The organism is Knoellia aerolata DSM 18566 (assembly GCF_000768695.1).
Taxonomy (GTDB): Bacteria; Actinomycetota; Actinomycetes; order Actinomycetales; family Dermatophilaceae; genus Knoellia; species Knoellia aerolata.
Genome location: NZ_AVPL01000004.1, coordinates 81824 through 99349, shown reverse-complemented (window position 1 = coordinate 99349; position 17526 = coordinate 81824). Strand labels below are relative to the sequence as shown.

General features: G+C 73.1%; 14 protein-coding genes. 1 reads left to right on the top strand and 13 read right to left on the bottom strand.

Annotated features, from left to right (window positions below; all coding sequences use genetic code 11):
* Positions 1-29: 29 nt before the first annotated feature.
* Both alaS and N801_RS03310 read right to left on the bottom strand, forming a co-directional pair.
* Positions 30-2723, bottom strand: a complete 2694-nt coding sequence (gene alaS, locus N801_RS03315) for an alanine--tRNA ligase (protein WP_035932770.1) — start codon at positions 2721-2723, stop codon at positions 30-32.
* Between the two features lie 200 nt (positions 2724-2923).
* Complete coding sequence (locus tag N801_RS03310) at positions 2924-4294, bottom strand: replication-associated recombination protein A (protein ID WP_035932769.1); 1371 nt, start codon at positions 4292-4294, stop codon at positions 2924-2926.
* Between the two features lie 100 nt (positions 4295-4394).
* On the opposite strand from N801_RS03310, the gene N801_RS03305 reads away from it, so the two are divergent.
* The gene (locus N801_RS03305) at positions 4395-5210 is read left to right on the top strand and encodes an alpha/beta fold hydrolase (protein ID WP_035932767.1); all 816 of its coding nucleotides are present in this window, start codon (positions 4395-4397) and stop codon (positions 5208-5210) included.
* Positions 5211-5248: 38 nt separating this feature from the next.
* On the opposite strand, the gene N801_RS03300 is transcribed toward N801_RS03305, so the two are convergent.
* The 11 genes from N801_RS03300 to steA form a co-directional block, all read right to left on the bottom strand.
* Complete coding sequence (locus N801_RS03300; RefSeq protein WP_035932884.1) at positions 5249-6271, bottom strand: GTP pyrophosphokinase; 1023 nt, start codon at positions 6269-6271, stop codon at positions 5249-5251.
* Entirely contained in the window at positions 6268-6912 is a 645-nt protein-coding gene (locus N801_RS03295) for an HAD family hydrolase (protein WP_052112545.1), read from the bottom strand. The genes N801_RS03300 and N801_RS03295 overlap by 4 nt, the downstream gene beginning before the upstream one ends.
* 1 nt (position 6913) lies before the next feature.
* A complete protein-coding gene (aspS, locus tag N801_RS03290; protein WP_035932766.1) occupies positions 6914-8740 on the bottom strand; it encodes an aspartate--tRNA ligase in 1827 nt (608 codons plus the stop codon).
* A 230-nt stretch (positions 8741-8970) separates the two neighbouring features.
* Entirely contained in the window at positions 8971-9378 is a 408-nt protein-coding gene (locus N801_RS03285) for a YchJ family protein (RefSeq protein ID WP_052112544.1), read from the bottom strand.
* A gap of 2 nt (positions 9379-9380) precedes the next feature.
* Positions 9381-10025: an NUDIX domain-containing protein gene (locus N801_RS03280; protein ID WP_035932763.1), complete on the bottom strand. Its 645-nt coding sequence runs from the start codon at positions 10023-10025 to the stop codon at positions 9381-9383.
* Complete coding sequence (gene pyrG, locus N801_RS03275; RefSeq protein WP_156996435.1) at positions 10022-11731, bottom strand: CTP synthase; 1710 nt, start codon at positions 11729-11731, stop codon at positions 10022-10024. The genes N801_RS03280 and pyrG overlap by 4 nt, the downstream gene beginning before the upstream one ends.
* An 88-nt stretch (positions 11732-11819) precedes the next feature.
* Positions 11820-12902 carry a glycosyltransferase family 4 protein gene (locus N801_RS03270; protein WP_035932760.1) on the bottom strand — a complete coding sequence of 361 codons (1083 nt, stop codon included), beginning with the start codon at positions 12900-12902 and terminating at the stop codon, positions 11820-11822.
* Positions 12899-14548, bottom strand: coding sequence for a murein biosynthesis integral membrane protein MurJ (gene murJ / locus N801_RS03265; RefSeq protein ID WP_035932759.1), 1650 nt, complete (start codon positions 14546-14548; stop codon positions 12899-12901). Before murJ ends, N801_RS03270 begins: the two co-directional genes overlap by 4 nt.
* Positions 14545-15357 carry a hypothetical protein gene (locus tag N801_RS20535; protein ID WP_035932757.1) on the bottom strand — a complete coding sequence of 271 codons (813 nt, stop codon included), beginning with the start codon at positions 15355-15357 and terminating at the stop codon, positions 14545-14547. Before N801_RS20535 ends, murJ begins: the two co-directional genes overlap by 4 nt.
* Positions 15354-16307 (bottom strand): copper transporter, encoded by a 954-nt coding sequence (locus tag N801_RS03255; protein ID WP_052112543.1) that lies wholly within the window; start codon positions 16305-16307, stop codon positions 15354-15356. The genes N801_RS20535 and N801_RS03255 overlap by 4 nt, the downstream gene beginning before the upstream one ends.
* Positions 16304-17485, bottom strand: coding sequence for a putative cytokinetic ring protein SteA (gene steA, locus N801_RS03250; protein WP_035932755.1), 1182 nt, complete (start codon positions 17483-17485; stop codon positions 16304-16306). Before steA ends, N801_RS03255 begins: the two co-directional genes overlap by 4 nt.
* Positions 17486-17526 lie beyond the last annotated feature (41 nt).

Below are 17526 nucleotides of genomic sequence, written 5' to 3'. Positions count from 1 at the left end.
GACCCCCACCCGAACCCCGGGGCGGACGCTCAACCGGCCAGCTCTCCCACGCGCCACTCGACGGCGTTGATCGCCTCGGCGGTCCGGGAGAGGTCCTGGCCGCCGCCCTGGGCGATGTCGTCCTTGCCGCCGCCACCACCACCGAGGGTCTGGGCGGCGATGCGGACGAGCTCCCCTGCCTTGATCCCCTTGTCGCGGGCCGCCTGGTTGGTCGCGATGACGACCACGGGCCGGCCCTTCGCGCCACCGGTAACGGCGACGACGGAGGCAGTGGCCTCACCGAGGCGGTGGCGGGCGTCGAGCACCATGGCGCGCACGTCGTCCGCGCCGGCGTCGCCGCCGGCGTCGTGGCCGACGAAGCGCACCCCGCCGACGTCCTTGACCGAGTCGGTGAGCGAACCGGCCGCGGCGAGCACGGCCTGCTTGCGGGTCTTCTCGAGCTCGCGCTCTGCGTCCTTGAGCCGGGTGACCATGGCCGCGACGCGGTCGGTGAGCTCACCGGGCTGGGCTCCGACGATGCCGGAGAGCTCGGCGACGATCGCCCGCTCCCGGGCGAGGTGGCGCAGGGCGTCCATGCCGACGAACGCCTCGAGGCGGCGGACGCCGGAGCCGACGGAGAACTCGCCGGTCATCGTGATCGCACCGACCTGGCTGGAGTGCCCGACGTGGGTGCCGCCGCAGAGCTCGCGCGACCAGGGGCCGCCGATCTCGACGACGCGCACGGCCTCGCCGTAGGTCTCACCGAAGAGCGCGAGCGCTCCTGCCTCGCGGGCCTGCTCGAGCGACATCCACTGTGCCGACACCGGGAGGTCCCGGCGCACGGCGAGGTTGGCGACCTCCTCGATCTCGCTGCGGGTCTCGGGCGAGAGCGCCTGTCCCCACGCGAAGTCGAGTCGGAGGTAGCCGGGCTTGTTGTAGGACCCGGACTGCAGGGCCGACGGGCCCAGCACCTGGCGGAGCGCGGCGTGGACGACGTGGGTGCCGGAGTGGGCCTGGCACGCCGACAACCTCCATTCCGGGTCGACCTCGGCGAGCACGGGCACGCCGGAGCGCAGCGGTCCGTGGACGACCTCGACGGTGTGGGCGATGAGCCCCTTGACCGGTCGCTGGACGTCGACGACCTTGAGGTGCACGCCGTCGGCGGTGATGATGCCCTCGTCGGCGATCTGGCCACCGGACTCGGCGTAGAACGGGGTGCGGTCGAGGACGACCTGACCGCGCTGGCCCGGCTCGATCTCCTCGACGCGCTCGCCGTCGATGACGAGGCCGATGACCTTCGCCTCGCTCGTCAGCTCCTGCCACGCCCGGAAGTCGGTCTCGCCGGCGGCGCGCATCGCCTTCCACACCTCGGTGTTGGCGTGACCGGACTTCTTCGACTTGGCGTCGGCCTTGGCCCGGTTGCGCTGCTCCTGCATGAGCCGGGTGAAGCCATCGCGGTCGACGGAGAGTCCCTGCTCCTCCGCCATCTCGAGGGTGAGGTCGATCGGGAAGCCGTAGGTGTCGTGGAGCTGGAACGCCTGGTCGCCCGCGAGCGTCGTGCCACCGGACTCCTTCGTGCGCGCGACCGCGGTGTCGAGGATCGTCGTGCCTGAGGCGAGGGTGCGACGGAAGGCCTCCTCCTCGGCATACGCGATCTGGCTGATCCGGTCGAAGCCCGACTCCAGCTCGGGGTAGGACTGCTTCATCCGCTCCATCGAGATCGGCAGCAGGTGCGGCAGCGCCGGGTCGTCGTAGCCGAGGAGCCGCATCGAGCGCACCGCGCGGCGCAGCATGCGACGCAGGACGTAGCCGCGACCCTCGTTGCCGGGCGTGACCCCGTCACCGATGAGCATGAGCGAGGACCGGACGTGGTCGGCCACGACGCGGAGCCGGACGTCGTCCGGGTGGGACTGCTCGGCGGAGTGGCCGGAGTGCGCACCGTAGGACTTGCCAGTCATCTCGGCCGCCCGGGCGAGGACGGGGTAGACCTCGTCGATCTCGTAGAGGTTGTCGACGCCCTGGAGGACCGAGGCGATGCGCTCCAGGCCCATGCCGGTGTCGATGCTCTTCGCCGGCAACGGGCCGGCGATGACGAAGTCGTCCTTGGCGCGGACCTCGGACAGCTCCTCCTGCATGAAGACGAGGTTCCAGATCTCCATGTAGCGGTCCTCGTCGACGGCGGGTCCGCCCTCGCGGCCGTACTCCTCGCCGCGGTCGTAGAAGATCTCGCTGCAGGGGCCGCCGGGGCCCGGAACTCCCATGTGCCAGTAGTTGTCGAGCTTGCCGCGGCGCACGATGCGCTCGAGCGGGATGCTCGTGTACTCGGCCCAGAGCCGCTCGGCCTCGTCGTCGTCCTCGTAGACGGTCGCCCAGAGGCGGTCGGGGTCGAGGCCGTAGCCGCCGTCGTCCTGCGAGCGGGTGAGCAGATCCCAGGCGAACCGGATCGCGTCCTTCTTGAAGTAGTCGCCGAAGGAGAAGTTGCCGTTCATCTGGAAGAACGTGCCGTGGCGCGAGGTCTTGCCGACCTCCTCGATGTCACCGGTGCGGACGCACTTCTGCACGCTCGTGGCTCGCTCCCACTGCGGGGTCTCCTGGCCGGAGAAGTACGGCTTGAACGGCACCATGCCCGCGTTGACGAACAGCAGGTTGGGGTCGTCGTGGATGAGCGGCGCGGAGGGCACCACCGTGTGGCCGTTCTTCTCGAAGAAGGCCAGCCAGCGGCGCCGGATCTCAGCGGTTTCCATGTCGTCAGTCCTGAGGTTGAAAAAGGCATCGGGTCGAGTGCGTCGGGCCCGCGTGGGGGCACCGGTGAATCCTACGTGGCGCACCTCCGCCGACGCCGCCGCGTTCCTCGGGCCCTGCCAGCGGAGGGAAGCGTGGGGGTCCGGACGCTTCCGAAGCCTCCGGACCCCCACCCTTGCCGCATGGGGAGCAAGAGCTGGGGTCAGCCGCGCCCGAGGCGGTCCTTGAGCCAGGTCCAGCGCTCCTGCAACCGGGCCTCGAAACCGCGGTCGGTCGGCTGGTAGTAGTCGGCGCTCCCGTGCAGGTCGTCCGGGAGGTACTGCTGCCGGGCCACCCCGTCGCTCTCGTCGTGCGAGTAGACGTAGCCGGCGCCGTGCCCGAGACGGGACGCACCGGCATACCCGCTCCCGCGCAGGTGGGGTGGCACCGCTCCCCCACGTCCGGCACGGATGTCGGCGATGGCGGCGTTGATCCCGGCATACGCCGCGTTGCTCTTGGGTGCGAGGGCGTTGTGGACGACGGCCTGCGCGAGGATGATCCGCGCCTCCGGCATGCCGATCTGCGCGACCGCGTGCATCGCCGCGACCGCCGTCTGCAGCGCCGTGGGGTCACCCATCCCGACGTCCTCGCTCGCGGCGATGACGATCCGGCGGGCGATGAACCGCGGGTCCTCGCCGGCCTCGAGCTGGCGGGCGAGGTAGTGCAGCGCGGCGTCGACGTCGGAGCCGCGCATCGACTTGATGAACGCCGACGCCACGTCGTAGTGCTGGTCCCCGGTCTTGTCGTAGCGGACCATGGCCTGCGCCACCGCCTGCTCGGCGTGCGCCAGCGTGATGGTCAGCGGCTCGTCACCGCCGCGCCCGGCCGGGGCGTCGTCGAGCGCCACCCCCGCGGCCGCCTCGAGCGAGGTGAGGGCCCGGCGGGCGTCCCCTCCCGCGACCCGCACGAGGTGCTCGCGGGCGTCGCCCGACAGCGCGTATGCCGCGTCCAGACCTCGTGCGTCGCTCACCGCGGAGTCGAGGACGTCGCCGACCTGCCCGTCGTCGAGCGAGGTGAGCGTGATGAGCATCGAGCGGGAGAGCAGCGGGGCGATGACGGCGAACGACGGGTTCTCGGTCGTCGCGGCGACGAGGATGACCTGGCGGGTCTCGACGCCCGGGAGCAGCGCGTCCTGCTGCGCCTTGGTGAAGCGGTGGATCTCGTCGAGGAAGAGGACGGTCTGCCGGTCGTAGAGGTCGCGACTGCGCGCCGCCGCCTCCATGACAGCACGGACGTCCTTGACACCCGCGGTGACGGCGGAGAGCTCGACGAACTCCCGCTCGGAGGCGGTCGCGACCAGGTGGGCGAGGGTGGTCTTGCCGGTGCCCGGTGGACCCCAGAGGATCGCGCTGAGCGGGCCGGCCGTGCCACCCGAGCCCTCGATGAGGCGCCGGAGCGGGCTGCCGGGCCGGAGGATGTCGCCCTGGCCGCGCACCTCGTCGATCGAGGCCGGGCGCATGCGGACGGCCAGCGGCGGGAGCAGAGAGCCCCCGCCCCCGTCCGTGGACGCGAAGAGGTCGTCACCGGCTGGCACCGAAGCAGCCTAACCGCCGCGGCGGGTCAGCCTTCCCGCCCGCCGTGGGGCCGCGCTGCGTAGGGTGAGTGACGACCACCGATCGTCGAAGGGTGAACCCATGTCCGACATCTCGACCGTCGCCGTGCACCACGAGGACACCGGCGGCGACGGGCGCCCCGTCGTCCTCATCCACGGCTGGCCGCTCAGCGGCGCGTCGTGGGCCGACGCCGTGCCCGCGCTCACCGCCGCCGGCCTGCGCGTCATCACCTACGACCGTCGCGGATTCGGCGACTCCGACCCGGCACCCGACGGTCGCTACGACTACGACGCCCTCACGGCCGACCTCGCGGCGCTCCTCGACGACCTCGACCTGCGTGACGTCTCGCTCGTGGGCTTCTCGATGGGCGGCGGCGAGGTCGCCCGCTACCTCGGGACCCACGGCCAGGACCGGGTGAGCAGTGTCGTGTTCGCTGCCGCGATCCCCCCGTGGCTGCTCCGGAGCGACGACAACCCCGACGGTGGCCTGCCCCGCTCCGACGCCGAGGGCATGCAGCAGGGCCTGCGGGAGGACCGCGAGGCCTTCCTCGAGGAGTTCATGACGAACTTCTTCAGCGCCGCTGGCGAGCTCAGGATCACGGAGGGGCAGCGGCAGGCCGCGCTGCGCCTCGCCGCGCAGGCGGACCTCGATGCCGCCGTGGCGTGCATCGGGTCCTGGCTCGAGGACTTCACCGAGGACGTCGCGTCGATCACCGTGCCGACCCTCGTCATCCACGGTGACAGCGACGCCATCGTGCCTCTTGAGGTGTCGGGCCAGCGCACCCACGACGCCATCCCGGGCAGCGAGCTCGTCGTCGTGGAGTCGGGACCGCACGGCATCAACGTCAGCCACGCACAGGAGTTCAACGACGCCCTCGTGGCCTTCCTCACCCGCTGAGGAGCGCGGCATCCCGGTTCAGCCGGGAAGCCGGGGGTTCAGCCCTGGGAGGGGCGCACCTTCTCGAGGCGCGCCGTGAGCGACTCGACGCGGTGACTGTTGCTGTGCAGCCCGATGTAGCGGGGACCGAACACCGCGAGCAGCACGTCGTCGAGGCGTCGCACCGCGCCTGCGGGATAGCGGTAGCCCATGCGTTCGTCGATGCCCTCGACGTCGATGGACCCGAGGAGGCCGGCCAGCTCGTCGAGTGAGGTGATGCCGAGCTCGAGCAGCAGGCCCGAGATCCACGAGTAGTGGTCGGTGCGCGACCAGCCGGCGTCCTGGAAGTGGGCGGAGAGGAACGCGGCGAGGTCCGGACCGCTGATGCGCGGGTCGTCGTCGACGGTCTCGAGGTCCTGCTCCGAGACGCCGGCCTGGAGCCGGTCGCGGATGGCGGTGAACTCGCGGTCGGCGAGCTCGAGCAGGCCGGCGGCGAGGGTGAACCTGCGGTCGAGGTCGGAGACGTCGGCTGCCGGAACCGAGCCCTTGTAGCGCACGTCGTGCTCGAACTCGGCCCAGGCGTGCTGGAGGATCGTGCGCACCTGCACCGAGGCCGACCGGCCGCGGAGGTGGGCGTATGCCGCGTCGACGTCCTCGTCGGCCAGGGTGACGAGGAGGTGCCGGCTGGCGTAGCCGAAGCGACCCTCCAGTGCCGTCTCCTGCCCGAGGTCGCGGTCGTCGAGCACGCTGAGCTCCCCTGCCAGCAGCTCGGCCACGGCGGCGACGTCGCCCTGGAGATAGGTGACGACGCGCACGCCGATCTGGTCGGTGATCTCGTCGAGCGGGTCGGTGTAGATCGGCACGCCGTCGACGGCCCGGGCGGCCTTGCCGGCGAACGAGGCCACGCTCTTGGCGCGTCCGGTGACGCTGACGTAGTTGATGCCGGCGTCGTCGAGCATCCCGGTGACCATGGCGACGAACTGGTCGGCGACTTGGCGGATCTCGGGATGCAGCTCGGCGTAGCGCTGCACGGCACGGTGCACCGCGTCCGAGGTCGGGTTCACGGTGAGGTCGTCGCTCATGCCGGCCACCCCAGCGCCGAGCGGAGCCCGGCGACTCCCGACTCCGGGTCGTGGTGGACCGCGCGGATGCCGAGCTCCCTGGCGGTGACGACGTTGTCCCGCCTGTCGTCGACGAACCCGACGTCGTCCGCGTCGATGCCCAGCGCCTCGAGCACCCGCTCGAAGTAGGCCGTCTCGGGCTTCATCGCGCCCAGGTCGCACGAGTAGAAGGACCGCTCGAAGACGTCGTCGTAGCCGAAGCGTCGTCGCAGGTAGGCCTTGCGGTGGTCCTGCTGGTTGGTCGCGAGGACGCACCGGACCCCGGAGGCGGCGACCTCCGCCACGAGGTCGACGGCCTGCGGGTCGGGGTCGACCTGCTCCCACAGGGTGAGCAGGTCGTCGACCCCCGCGGTGACGTCGGGCCACGCGGTGAGCAGGTCCGCCAGGGCGTCGCGGAACGGCACCTCGCCCCGCAGGGCCGGCACCTCCGCGGCGAACAGCGCCGCGGCGAAACCGTCCCCGCCCCACGCGGCCAGCCTCGGCGCCCACTCGTGGCGCGGGTGCTGGAGCACTCCGTCGGCGTCCCACAGCAGCACCCGGACCGGCCGCGCCGCGAGCAGCGGCCGGTCGTCGGCGGTCTCGAGCACGGCCGCGTGGGTCATCTCAGGCCCGCTGCGCGACGGGCGGCTCGAGCTGGCCCGGCTGCTCCGGCGTGGCGTCGACGCCGGCTTCCTTGCGCTGCTCCGCCGTGATCGGCGCGGGCGCCGCGGTGAGGGGGTCGTATCCCCCGCCGGACTTGGGGAAGGCGATGACGTCGCGGATCGACTCGGTCCCGGCGAGGAGCGAGACGATGCGGTCCCAGCCGAAGGCGATGCCACCGTGCGGGGGCGCGCCGAACTGGAAGGCGTCGAGGAGGAAGCCGAACTTCTCCTGCGCCTCCTCCTCGGACAGGCCCATGACGGCGAAGACGCGCTCCTGCACGTCACGGCGGTGGATACGGATCGAGCCGCCGCCGATCTCGTTGCCGTTGCAGACCAGGTCGTAGGCGTAGGCCAGCGCCGGACCTGGGTCGGTGTCGAAGCTGTCCATGAACTCGGCCTTGGGCGAGGTGAACGCGTGGTGCACCGCCGTCCACGCTCCCCCACCGACGGCGACGTCACCGGCGGCGAGCGCCTCCGACGTGGGCTCGAACAGCGGCGCGTCCAGCACCCAGACGAACGACCACGCGTCCTCGTCGATGAGGTCGCAGCGCTTGCCGATCTCGAGCCGCGCGGCACCGAGCAGGGCCCGCGACGACTTCACCGGGCCGGCGGCGAAGAAGACACAGTCGCCGGGCCTGGCGCCGACGTGGGCCGCGAGGCCGGCCTTCTCCTCGTCGGACAGGTTCTTGGCCACCGGTCCCGAGAGCTCGACGGCCCCGTCCGCGTCTTCGTTGACCAGCACGTAGGCCAGGCCCTTGGCGCCGCGGCTCCGGGCCCAGTCCTGCCAGGCGTCGAGCTGCTTGCGCGGCTGGCCGGCGCCCCCGGGCATGACGACGGCACCGACGTAGTCGGCCTGGAAGACCCGGAACGGGGTGTTCGCGAAGTAGTCGGTGCACTCGACGAGCTCGTTGCTAAAGCGCAGGTCGGGCTTGTCGGACCCGAAGCGCTTCATCGCGTCGGCGTAGGTCATCTGCTCGAACGGCGTCGTGAGGTCGACCCCGATGAGCTTCCAGACCTCGTCGATGATCGCCTCGCCGAGCTCGAGCACGTCGGCCTGCTCGACGAACGACATCTCGACGTCGAGCTGGGTGAACTCGGGTTGGCGGTCCGCGCGGAAGTCCTCGTCGCGGTAGCAGCGGGCGATCTGGTAGTAGCGCTCCATGCCGGCGACCATGAGCAGCTGCTTGAACAGCTGCGGGCTCTGCGGCAGCGCGTACCAGGAGCCGGGCGCCAGGCGGGCCGGCACGAGGAAGTCGCGCGCGCCCTCGGGGGTGGACCGCGTCAGGGTCGGGGTCTCGATCTCGACGAAGTCGCGGTCGCCGAGGACCCGACGGGCGGCCGCGTTGACCTTGGAGCGCAGCCGCAGCGCGGCGCCCGCCGAGGACGCCCCCGGACGGCGCAGGTCGAGGTAGCGGTGCTTGAGGCGGGCCTCCTCGCCCACGGTGACGCGCTCGTCGATCTGGAACGGCAGCGGTGCGCTCGGCGCGAGGACGTCGATGGCCGTCGCGACCACCTCGACCTCCCCGGTCGGCAGGTCGGCGTTGACGTTGGACGCGGTGCGGGCGACGACGGCGCCGGTCACCTTGATGCAGAACTCGGCACGCAGGTCGTGCGCGGCACCGGTGAGGACCTCGTCGCGGGCGACGACCTGGACGACGCCGCTGGCGTCCCGCAGGTCGATGAAGGCCACTCCACCGTGATCGCGACGCCTGGCCACCCAACCGGTGAGCGTGACGGTCTCTTCGGTGTGGTCGGCGCGCAGGGTGCCGGCCTCATGGGTGCGGAGCACAGGTGGTCCTTCGGGACGGGGGTGGATGAACCCCGTCATCCTACGGAGTCGCCTCCTCGCCGCACGAACCGCATTTGCCGCTTGCGTCCGCAGAGGTGGTCGGCTTCCCGACCAGGGTTGCGGACGCTGCGGCGCGCCCCGTCGCCTGCGTCCGCAGAGGTGGTCGGCTTCCCGACCAGGGTTGCGGACGCTGGGGCGCGCCGTCGGCAGGGCAGTCGGATCGGACCGGCTCAGGCCGTGACGTCCCGACCGTCGCGGTACATCCAGCGTCCGGCCCGCCGGGTGAAGGTGCTCCGTTCGCGGACCGCGCCCCGCTGCCGGAGCCGGCCCTCGCCGGAGGTCCAGTGCGCCGCGAACACCACGGTGCCCTCCACCTCGTCACCGTCGGCGGAGAGGACGTCCAGGCCGGCCCAGACGAGTGACCCGTCCACCTCGACGTCCCGGGGCCGCGTGGCGGGGTGCCACGTGCGGAAGAGGTGGTCGCGCTCCCCCAGGGCGTATGCCGTGTAGCGCGACCGCATCAACGCCTCCGGTGTCGGGGGCCAGGCCTCACCGGCGAGGAACGGGCCGCAGCAGGCGGCGAGCGCGGCCCCGTCCGGCACGCCGCCGCACGGGCAGCGGCCGGGGTCGGGCGCCACGATCACGTCCGCTGGGCGCCGTCGGGGCCCTGGGGCCACGGGGCGTCGTGCGGTCGCAGCGTGCTCCAGCCCCGCTCCTGCGCCACGTGGGCGGCGAGGACCGACGCGGCGACGATCCCGTTCTGGACCCGGCCCTCGAGCACCGCGGCCACCGCCTCGTCGAGCGCGACCCAGACACACGGCATACCGTGCTCCTCCGCCTCGCGGACGTGACGGTCGTCGTCGGCGACCGAGGTCACGTCGCGGGCGAGGTAGACGCGGATCGCCTCGTCGAGGCCACCGGGTGAGGGGCGGAGGTCGAGCAGGACGTCGAAGCGCCCGGCGACGAGGTCGGCCTCCTCGTGCAGCTCGCGGGCGGCCGCCTCCCAGGGCGGCTCGCCGGGCACGTCGAGGAGCCCGGCGGGCGCCTCCCAGTCGCGGGTGCGGATGGGGTGGCGGTACTGCTGGATGAGGCAGATGCGGCGGTCGTCGTCGATGGCCAGGACGGCCACCGCGCCGGGGTGGCGCACGTACTCGCGCACGTGCCTGCCGGCGTCACCGAGGTCCACCTCGTCGCGCACGACGTCCCACACACGGCCGTGATGGACGACCTCGGTGCTCCGGACGGGCTGGGGGTCGAACTCGTCGGCCAGCCGCCCCGCGGTCACGGGGCGTCGACCTCGACGGCCACCTTGGGACGTTCCACCTCGACGAGCCGGGCCGCGCGCTGCTCCTCGATCGCCGCACCGACGAGGCCGGCGAAGAGGGGGTGCGCGCGCGTCGGGCGCGACTTGAACTCCGGGTGCGCCTGCGTCGCCACGTAGTACGGGTGGTCCTCGGGGGCGAGCTCGACGAACTCGACGAGCCCCAGCTCGGGGTGCGTGCCGGAGATCCGCAGACCGGCGTCGACGAGCTGCTGGCGGTACGCCTCGTTGACCTCGTAGCGGTGACGGTGCCGCTCGTCGGCGCTCGTCGCGCCGTAGACGGTCGCCACGACCGAGCCGGCGACGAGGTCGGCGCGCTGCGAGCCCAGGCGCATCGTGCCACCGAGGTCGCCCGCGCCGTCGACGAACGCCTTCTGCTCCTCCATCGTCGCGACGACGGGAGCCGGTGTCTCCGGGTCGAACTCGGTCGAGCTCGCGCCCTCGATGCCGGCGACGTTGCGGGCGTACTCGATGACCATGCACTGCAGGCCGAGGCAGATGCCCAGGGTCGGCACGCGGTGTTCCCGCGACCACGTCAGGGCGCCGAGCTTGCCCTCGATGCCGCGGACCCCGAACCCGCCGGGCACGAGCACGGCGTCGACCCCTCCCAGGGCCTTCTGGGCCCCGGAGGGGGTCTGGCACTCGTCGCTGGCCACCCAGCGGATCGCCACCTTGGCGTCGTGGTGGAAGCCCCCGGCGCGCAGGGCCTCGGTCACGGACAGGTAGGCGTCGGGCAGGTCGACGTACTTGCCGACGAGGGCGACCTCCACCCGGTGCTCGGGGTTGTGGACCCGCTCGAGCAGCCGGTCCCAGTCGCTCCAGTCGACGTCACGGAACGTCAGGCCGAGCCGGCGGATGACGTAGGCGTCGAGACCCTCGCGGTGCAGGACCTTGGGGATGTCGTAGATGCTCGGCGCGTCCACGCAGGCGGCCACGCCCTCGGTGTCGACGTCGCACATGAGCGAGATCTTGCGCTTGATCCCGTCGGGGATCTCGCGGTCCGCCCGCAGCACGAGGGCGTCGGGCTGGATGCCGACCTGGCGCAGGGCCGCGACCGAGTGCTGGGTCGGCTTGGTCTTCAGCTCGCCGCTCGGCGCGAGGTAGGGCACGAGCGAGACGTGGAGGAAGAAGACGTTGTCGCGGCCGAGGTCGTGACGCACCTGGCGGGCGGCCTCGAGGAAGGGCAGGCTCTCGATGTCGCCGACGGTCCCACCGATCTCGGTGATGATGAGGTCCGGCGCCTCGCGGTCGTCGACGTCGGGGGCGCCGGCCGCCTGGGCCCGCATCCGGTCCTTGATCTCGTTGGTGATGTGCGGGATGACCTGGACGGTGTCGCCGAGGTACTCACCGCGCCGCTCCTTGGCGATGACCTTGTTGTAGACCTGACCGGTCGTGACGTTGGCCTTGCCGATGAGGTTCCGGTCGAGGAAGCGCTCGTAGTGCCCCACGTCGAGGTCGGTCTCGGACCCGTCGTCGGTGACGAACACCTCCCCGTGCTGGAACGGGTTCATCGTCCCGGGGTCCACGTTGAGGTAGGGGTCGAGCTTCTGCATCGTCACTCGCAGGCCGCGCGAGCGGAGCAGGAATCCGAGGCTGGATGCCGTGAGGCCCTTGCCGAGCGAAGAGGCAACGCCTCCGGTCACGAAGATCTGTTTCGTCTGGGCCACCACGGGCTTCAACGATACGTCATGGACCGGGCCGCCCCTGCGGCGACCCACCGTGACCCGTCCGGTCCCGGTCGCGGAGTGTCCCGGCGGGTCACAGGACGGACTCGTATGCCGTGAGCGCGGCGTCGAGCGCGTCCGCACTCGTCGGGAGCTCACCTCCGCGCGAGATGGCGCGAGAGCGCAGGTCGTCGCGCACCGCGCCGTGAAGGAGCACGTCGGCGAGCGCTCGGGCCATCGACGCGACGTCGCCGACGGGGACGAGGATGGCGGCGTCACCGACGACGGCACCGGTGCCGCCGGCGTCCGTGGCGACGATGGCGGCTCCGGCGTGCAGGGCCTCCTGGAGCCCGACCGGCTGGCCCTCCCACCGCGCGGTCGACACCACCGCATCGGCCGCGGCGATGAGGTCGGCCACGTCGGTGCGGTGGCCGAGGAGGCGCACCGGCACCCCGGCCGCGTCGATGCGCTGCTGCAGCCGGTCCCGGTCGGGGCCGTCGCCGGCGACGGCGGCGAGCACGTCGATGTCGTGCCGGCCGAGCATCTCCGCGACGGCGTCGACGAGGAGGTCGAGGTCCTTCTGGGGCGCGAGTCGGGCGACGGTGACGAGCAGCATGGTGCGACTGCCGATCCCGAGGGACTGGCGCACGGCGAAGCGGTCCCGGGTCGCCGGTGCGGGCGGCGGGGCCGCGATCACCGCGAGCTCCGCACGGCTCGCGCCCAGCCCCCGTTGCACGTCGACGATGTCGGCGGACACGCCGAGCACGAGGTCGGAACCCCGGGCGACGACGCGCTCGAGCACCGCGTGGATGCGGCCGGCGACACCTCGGCCGGGCGACGCGTTGTGGAGGGTGACGACGAGCGGCGTCCTGCTGCCGAGGACGGCCACCGCGGACAGGGCACCGACGCGCGCGCCGTGCGCGTGGACGACGTCCGCGCCGCGGAGCACGTCGCGCAGGGTCGCCAGGGCACGCGCGTCCCGGGTCGGGTGCGGCCGGTCGGAGACGGTGAGCTCGACCGTGCCGGCGCCCGTCGCGCCGAAGGCGAACTGGTCGAGCTCGCCGGCGGGTGCGAGGACGACGACGTCGTGGCCCGAGCCGACGAGGCCGGAGGCGAGGTCGTGGACGTGACGCCCGGTGCCCCCGGCGCTCGTCCCCATGACGAGGGCGACCCTCACGGTGTGCGCTCCTTCCGGCGGCGGCGACCGCGTTCCCGCAGCTCCTGCACCAGGGAGCGGTCGGCCAGGGACATGACGAGGACGTGGACGACCATGGTGAGCCCGCCGACGACGACGCCGGTGAAGAGGGCCCCGAGCACGCCCGGCGCGTCGATGACCCGGGCGACCGAGTCACCGACGGCGATCGCCACGGCGGCGGCGACGACGGCGGCACCGATCGTCCGGCCGCTGCCCGCGAGGGCCCCGGAGCCCCACTCCCGGCGCACGAGGACCCCGAGAACCACGGCCGACGTCGTCATGCCGAAGGTCGACGAGATGCCGAGGACACCCAGGGTCGTCCCGGCGTCGGACCCGTCGGGGACCCACGCCAGGGGCAGGAGGCCGGCCAGCAGCCATCCGACGGCCACGGCGAGCGCCCCGTGGAGGGGTCGGCCGCGCACGTAGAGCGCCCGGGTCAGCAGCGCCGCGACGCTGAAACCGACGAGCCCCGGCGCGTAGGCCGCCAGACCACCCGGGAGGGCACTGAGCGCCTCGCGGCCGGCGCCGGCGCTCCCCTTGTCCCAGGCGAGGAAGAAGTCCCCGACGGGCCGGGCCACGGTGATGAGCGCCGCGGCTGCGCCGGACGTGAGCAGGATGATCGCGCGCAGGCTGCGTGCCAGCGTCCCGGGGGCGCCCGACTCCCCCGGCGCCTCCTCGCTCGCGCCCTCCGCGTGGGCGAGCGCCGGGAAGGCCGCGGTCGCCACCGGGACCGCGAGGACGGCATACGGGAGCAGGTAGACGGCCTGGATGTAGGCGTAGGCGTTGACGACGCCGGTGTCGAGCGTGCGAGGCGCATGGGTGAGCCACAGCGTCAGGGCGACGGTGACCTGCTGCGCGGCGAGGGCGAGGACGCCGGCGCCGGCGAGCTGGGAGGCGCGGCTGCCGAGGCCTCCCGGGAACGTCAGGGTGGGGCGCAGCCGGATCCCCGTCCGCAACGCCGGGACGAGAAGCGGCAGGCTGAGGACGACGACGCCGAGCGTGGTGCCGCCGGCGAGGACCCAGACGGCTGCGTCGCCGACGTCGTCGGCACCGACCGGTCCGTCGACGAGCCGCCCGTAGGCCACGTAGGCGCCCATGACGACGAGGCTCGAGAGCAGGGGTGCCAGGGCCGCGGCGAGGAAGCGCCGGTGCGCCTGCAGGACACCGGCGAGGACGACACCGATGCCGTAGAGCGCCACCTGTGGCGCGAAGATCCGCAGCATCACGGTGCCGAGGTCGACGCTGCCGGGCCGCGTGGTGTCGTCGAGGAGCAGCTCGCTGAGCCACGGCGCCGCGACGAAGACGACGGCGGCGAGGGGCACGAGGATGACCACGGCCCACGTGAGCAGGGCGGAGGCGCTGCGGTCGGAGTCCTCCCGGTGACCGGCACCGAGACGGCCCGCGACCAGCGGAACGGCGATCGCGGCCAGGGCACCGCCGGCGGCGACCTCGTAGACGACGTTGGGCAGGGTGTTGACCGTCTGGTAGGCGTCACCGACCGGGCTGGTGCCCACGCTGTGGGAGAAGACGAGGGTCCGCAGGAACCCCGCGAGGCGGGCGAGGAGCGTGGCGACCGCGACGACGACGGCGGCCCGGGCCACGGACTGCCCGACGGCGCGGCCGGTCACGGGCGACCCCAGCGGTCGAGACGGCGCAGCGGCGGGGTGTCCTCGATGACCGCGCTGAACGAGACCCGCTCCGAGAGGACGGTGAGGGCGGCGCTGACGCCGAGCACGACGAGCCGTCCCCGCACGCCCAGGCGTTCGACGAGGGCGAGCCCGATGAGGGCGCCGGCGGTGTTGGCCCCGGTGTCGCCGAGCATCGAGTCGCCGCGCAGGTCTCCCCGGGCGGTGCCCGCCGCGGCCCCGAGGGCAGCCGCCGCGGTGGCGGCGCCACCCGCCGACGGGGGCACGAGCAGGGGCGCGGCGGTGAGGGCGACGGCCTTGAGGGTGCGCCCGGGGCGCAGGTCGAGGAGGTTGGCGACGTTGGCGGCGCCCGCGATCGCGGCACCGCCGACGAGGGTGGCGACGGGGCCCCGGCCGGTCACCCGGTCGGCCAGCGCGGCCCCGACGAGGCCGCTCGCGCCGAGACCGATGATCTTGACGGCGCCGGTGGTGACCTCGCCGCGCGTCAGGGCACCGAGGTGGCCCTTGAGGCCCTTGCTCGTCGCGTCGCCGGCCAGGTCGTCGAGGGCGCCGAAGGCACCGACCCCCAGGCTCACGGCGAGCCCGGGCAGGACCGGGCGGCCGCCGGCGGCACCACCGAGGGCGGCCGCGACCGCGTACACGGGCCCTTCGAGCAGCGTCACTGTCGAGCCGGCGTGGTTGGTGCGGTCCCAGCGGGCGAGCGTCGTGGCCGGGAGCCGGTGCCGCAGCGCCATGCCCGCGACGGCGACGGCGCCGGCGACGAGGGCCGCCGCGAGCGGACGCCGGCTCACGGCGCCGGGATCGGCGGGTAGCCGGCGGACACGCCGTCACCGAGGCCGTACTGTCCGACGCCTCCGCCGAGCTGCTGGACGAGGGCGTAGACCACGCTGACCTGGCCCAGGGGCAGGCTCACGTCGTCGACGGTGGAGAGCGCACGCGATGTGCCCGCGTCGCCGCGAGCGGCCCGCACGACCGAGGACACGCCCTCGAACCCGGAGACTCCCACGTCGGACGCGAGGACCGCTCCTCGGCCGCCGGCGTCGAGGGCCAAGGAGAGGGAGGCGAGGCGGGTGGCGGCACGGTCGCGGTCCGCGACGACGTCGCCCTGGACCGGACCGCCGATGACGACGGCCGTGGTGGCCCGCGCGAGGTCGGCCGTCTCGACGTCGATGAGCTGCTCGCCCGCGAGCGAGTCGAGCGCGGCCTTGGCCGCGTCACTGGCCTCCGCGGCGCCGGTGTCGACGAGGACGTCGGCGAGCACCTCGTCCAGCGGGGTCGAGTCGGACTCCGCTGCCGGGGGAAGGCCCAGCGAGCGGCGCAGGTCGGTCGCGAGCGTGCTCTGCTTCGTCGTGGCGTCCGCGCCCTGCGGCACCCAGGACTCCTCGATCGTCGTGCGCGACACGACCTGTGCGCCCGCCGTCGCGAGGAGCTCCTCGACCTCGCTCACGTGGTCGGCATCCGCGCGCGGCAGGACGACGACGGCGACCGTGGTGCCGGTGAGCGTGCCCCCGACGAGCCGGGTCGCGGCGTCGCGGGCGAAGTCGTCGCGGGCCGTCGAGCCCTTGCGGGCGGCGTCGAGCTCGGTGCGCAGGGCGGCCCGGTCCTCCCGCAGCTGGGTGACCTCCTGCGTGAGCGTGTCGCCGATCGATCCCTTGAGCGGGCCGGCGCCGAGGACGATCCCCACGGCCAGCGCCATGAAGATCGAGACGATCGAGACGAGGTGGTAGCGGAAGTCGATCACGTGAAGATTCCTCCGAGGGCGGACCAGAGAACGTCGAGGCGGGCGCCGATCACCTGGAGGAAGACCTTGCCCCCCGGAGTGGCCCAGAGGGCGGCGGCCAGGGCGAGCAGGCCGACGAGGACCATGAGGGCCAGCCACGAGCCGGAGATCCGCGAGCGGTAGAGCCGGCTCACGCCCTTGGCATCGACGAGCTTGCCGCCGACCCGGAGCCGGGTGAGGAAGGTGCTCGCCATGCCGGAGCGGCCCTTGTCGAGGAACTCCACGAGGGTGGCGTGGGTGCCGACCGCGACGATGAGGGTCGCCCCCTTGTCGTCGGCGAGGAGCATCGCGACGTCCTCGCTCGTCCCCGTCGCGGGGAAGACGACCGGCTCGACGCCGAGTGCGCGCACCCGTTCGAGCCCGGGCGCGCGACCGTCGCGGTAGGCGTGGACGACGACCTCCGCGCCGCACCGCAGCGTCGCGTCGGAGACGGAGTCCATGTCCCCGACGATGAGGTCCGGCTTGTGCCGGGCATCGACGATGGCGTCGGCTCCCCCGTCGACCCCGATGAGGATCGGCTTGAACTCGCGGATGTAGGACCGCAGCATCTGCAGGTCCTCCTTGTAGTGGTACCCACGCACGACGATGAGGACGTGGCGCCCGTCGAGGTCGGTCCTGATGTCGGGGACGCCGACGCCGTCGAGGAGCAGCGCGCGCTCCTGCTTGAGGTACTCCATGGTGTTCGCCGCGAACGCCTCGAGCTGGTCGTTGAGCCCGGCCCGGGCCTCGCTCATCGAGTCCGTCACCGACGCGGCGTCCAGGGCGGCGCCGCTGGCCACGACCGTGTCGCCGGCGAGGAGGTCGTCGCCCTCGAGCCGGACCACGGTGCCCTCGGCCACGGCCATGACGCCCTCGCCCACCGAGTCGAGCAGGGGGATGCCGGCGGCGAGGATGATCTCGGGGCCGAGGTTGGGGTAGCGCCCGGAGATGGAGGCGGCCGCGTTGACGACCGCCGAGGGGCGGCAGGCCACGAGCGCCTCGGCGCTGACCTTGTCGATGTCGATGTGGTTGATCACCGCGATGTCGCCCGGCTTGAGACGCTTGGTGAGGTCCTTGGTGCGCGGGTCGACGCGTGCGGGTCCGTGGACACCGGCAGGGCCGGGGTCACGTTCGCGGCGCATGCGGGTCGTGAAGGGCATCCCGCACATCGTGCCACGCTCGGCGGGTGGGCTCGCGCACG

Bases quoted from the DNA above. Each gene is read 5' to 3' on its own strand.
- alaS (WP_035932770.1), bottom strand. From the start codon at position 2,723: ATGGAAACCGCTGAGATCCGGCGCCGCTGGCTGGCCTTCTTCGAGAAG.
- N801_RS03300 (WP_035932884.1), bottom strand. From the start codon at position 6,271: ATGAGCGACGACCTCACCGTGAACCCGACCTCGGACGCGGTGCACCGT.
- N801_RS03295 (WP_052112545.1), bottom strand. From the start codon at position 6,912: ATGACCCACGCGGCCGTGCTCGAGACCGCCGACGACCGGCCGCTGCTC.
- steA (WP_035932755.1), bottom strand. From the start codon at position 17,485: ATGCCCTTCACGACCCGCATGCGCCGCGAACGTGACCCCGGCCCTGCC.
- N801_RS03305 (WP_035932767.1), top strand. From the start codon at position 4,395: ATGTCCGACATCTCGACCGTCGCCGTGCACCACGAGGACACCGGCGGC.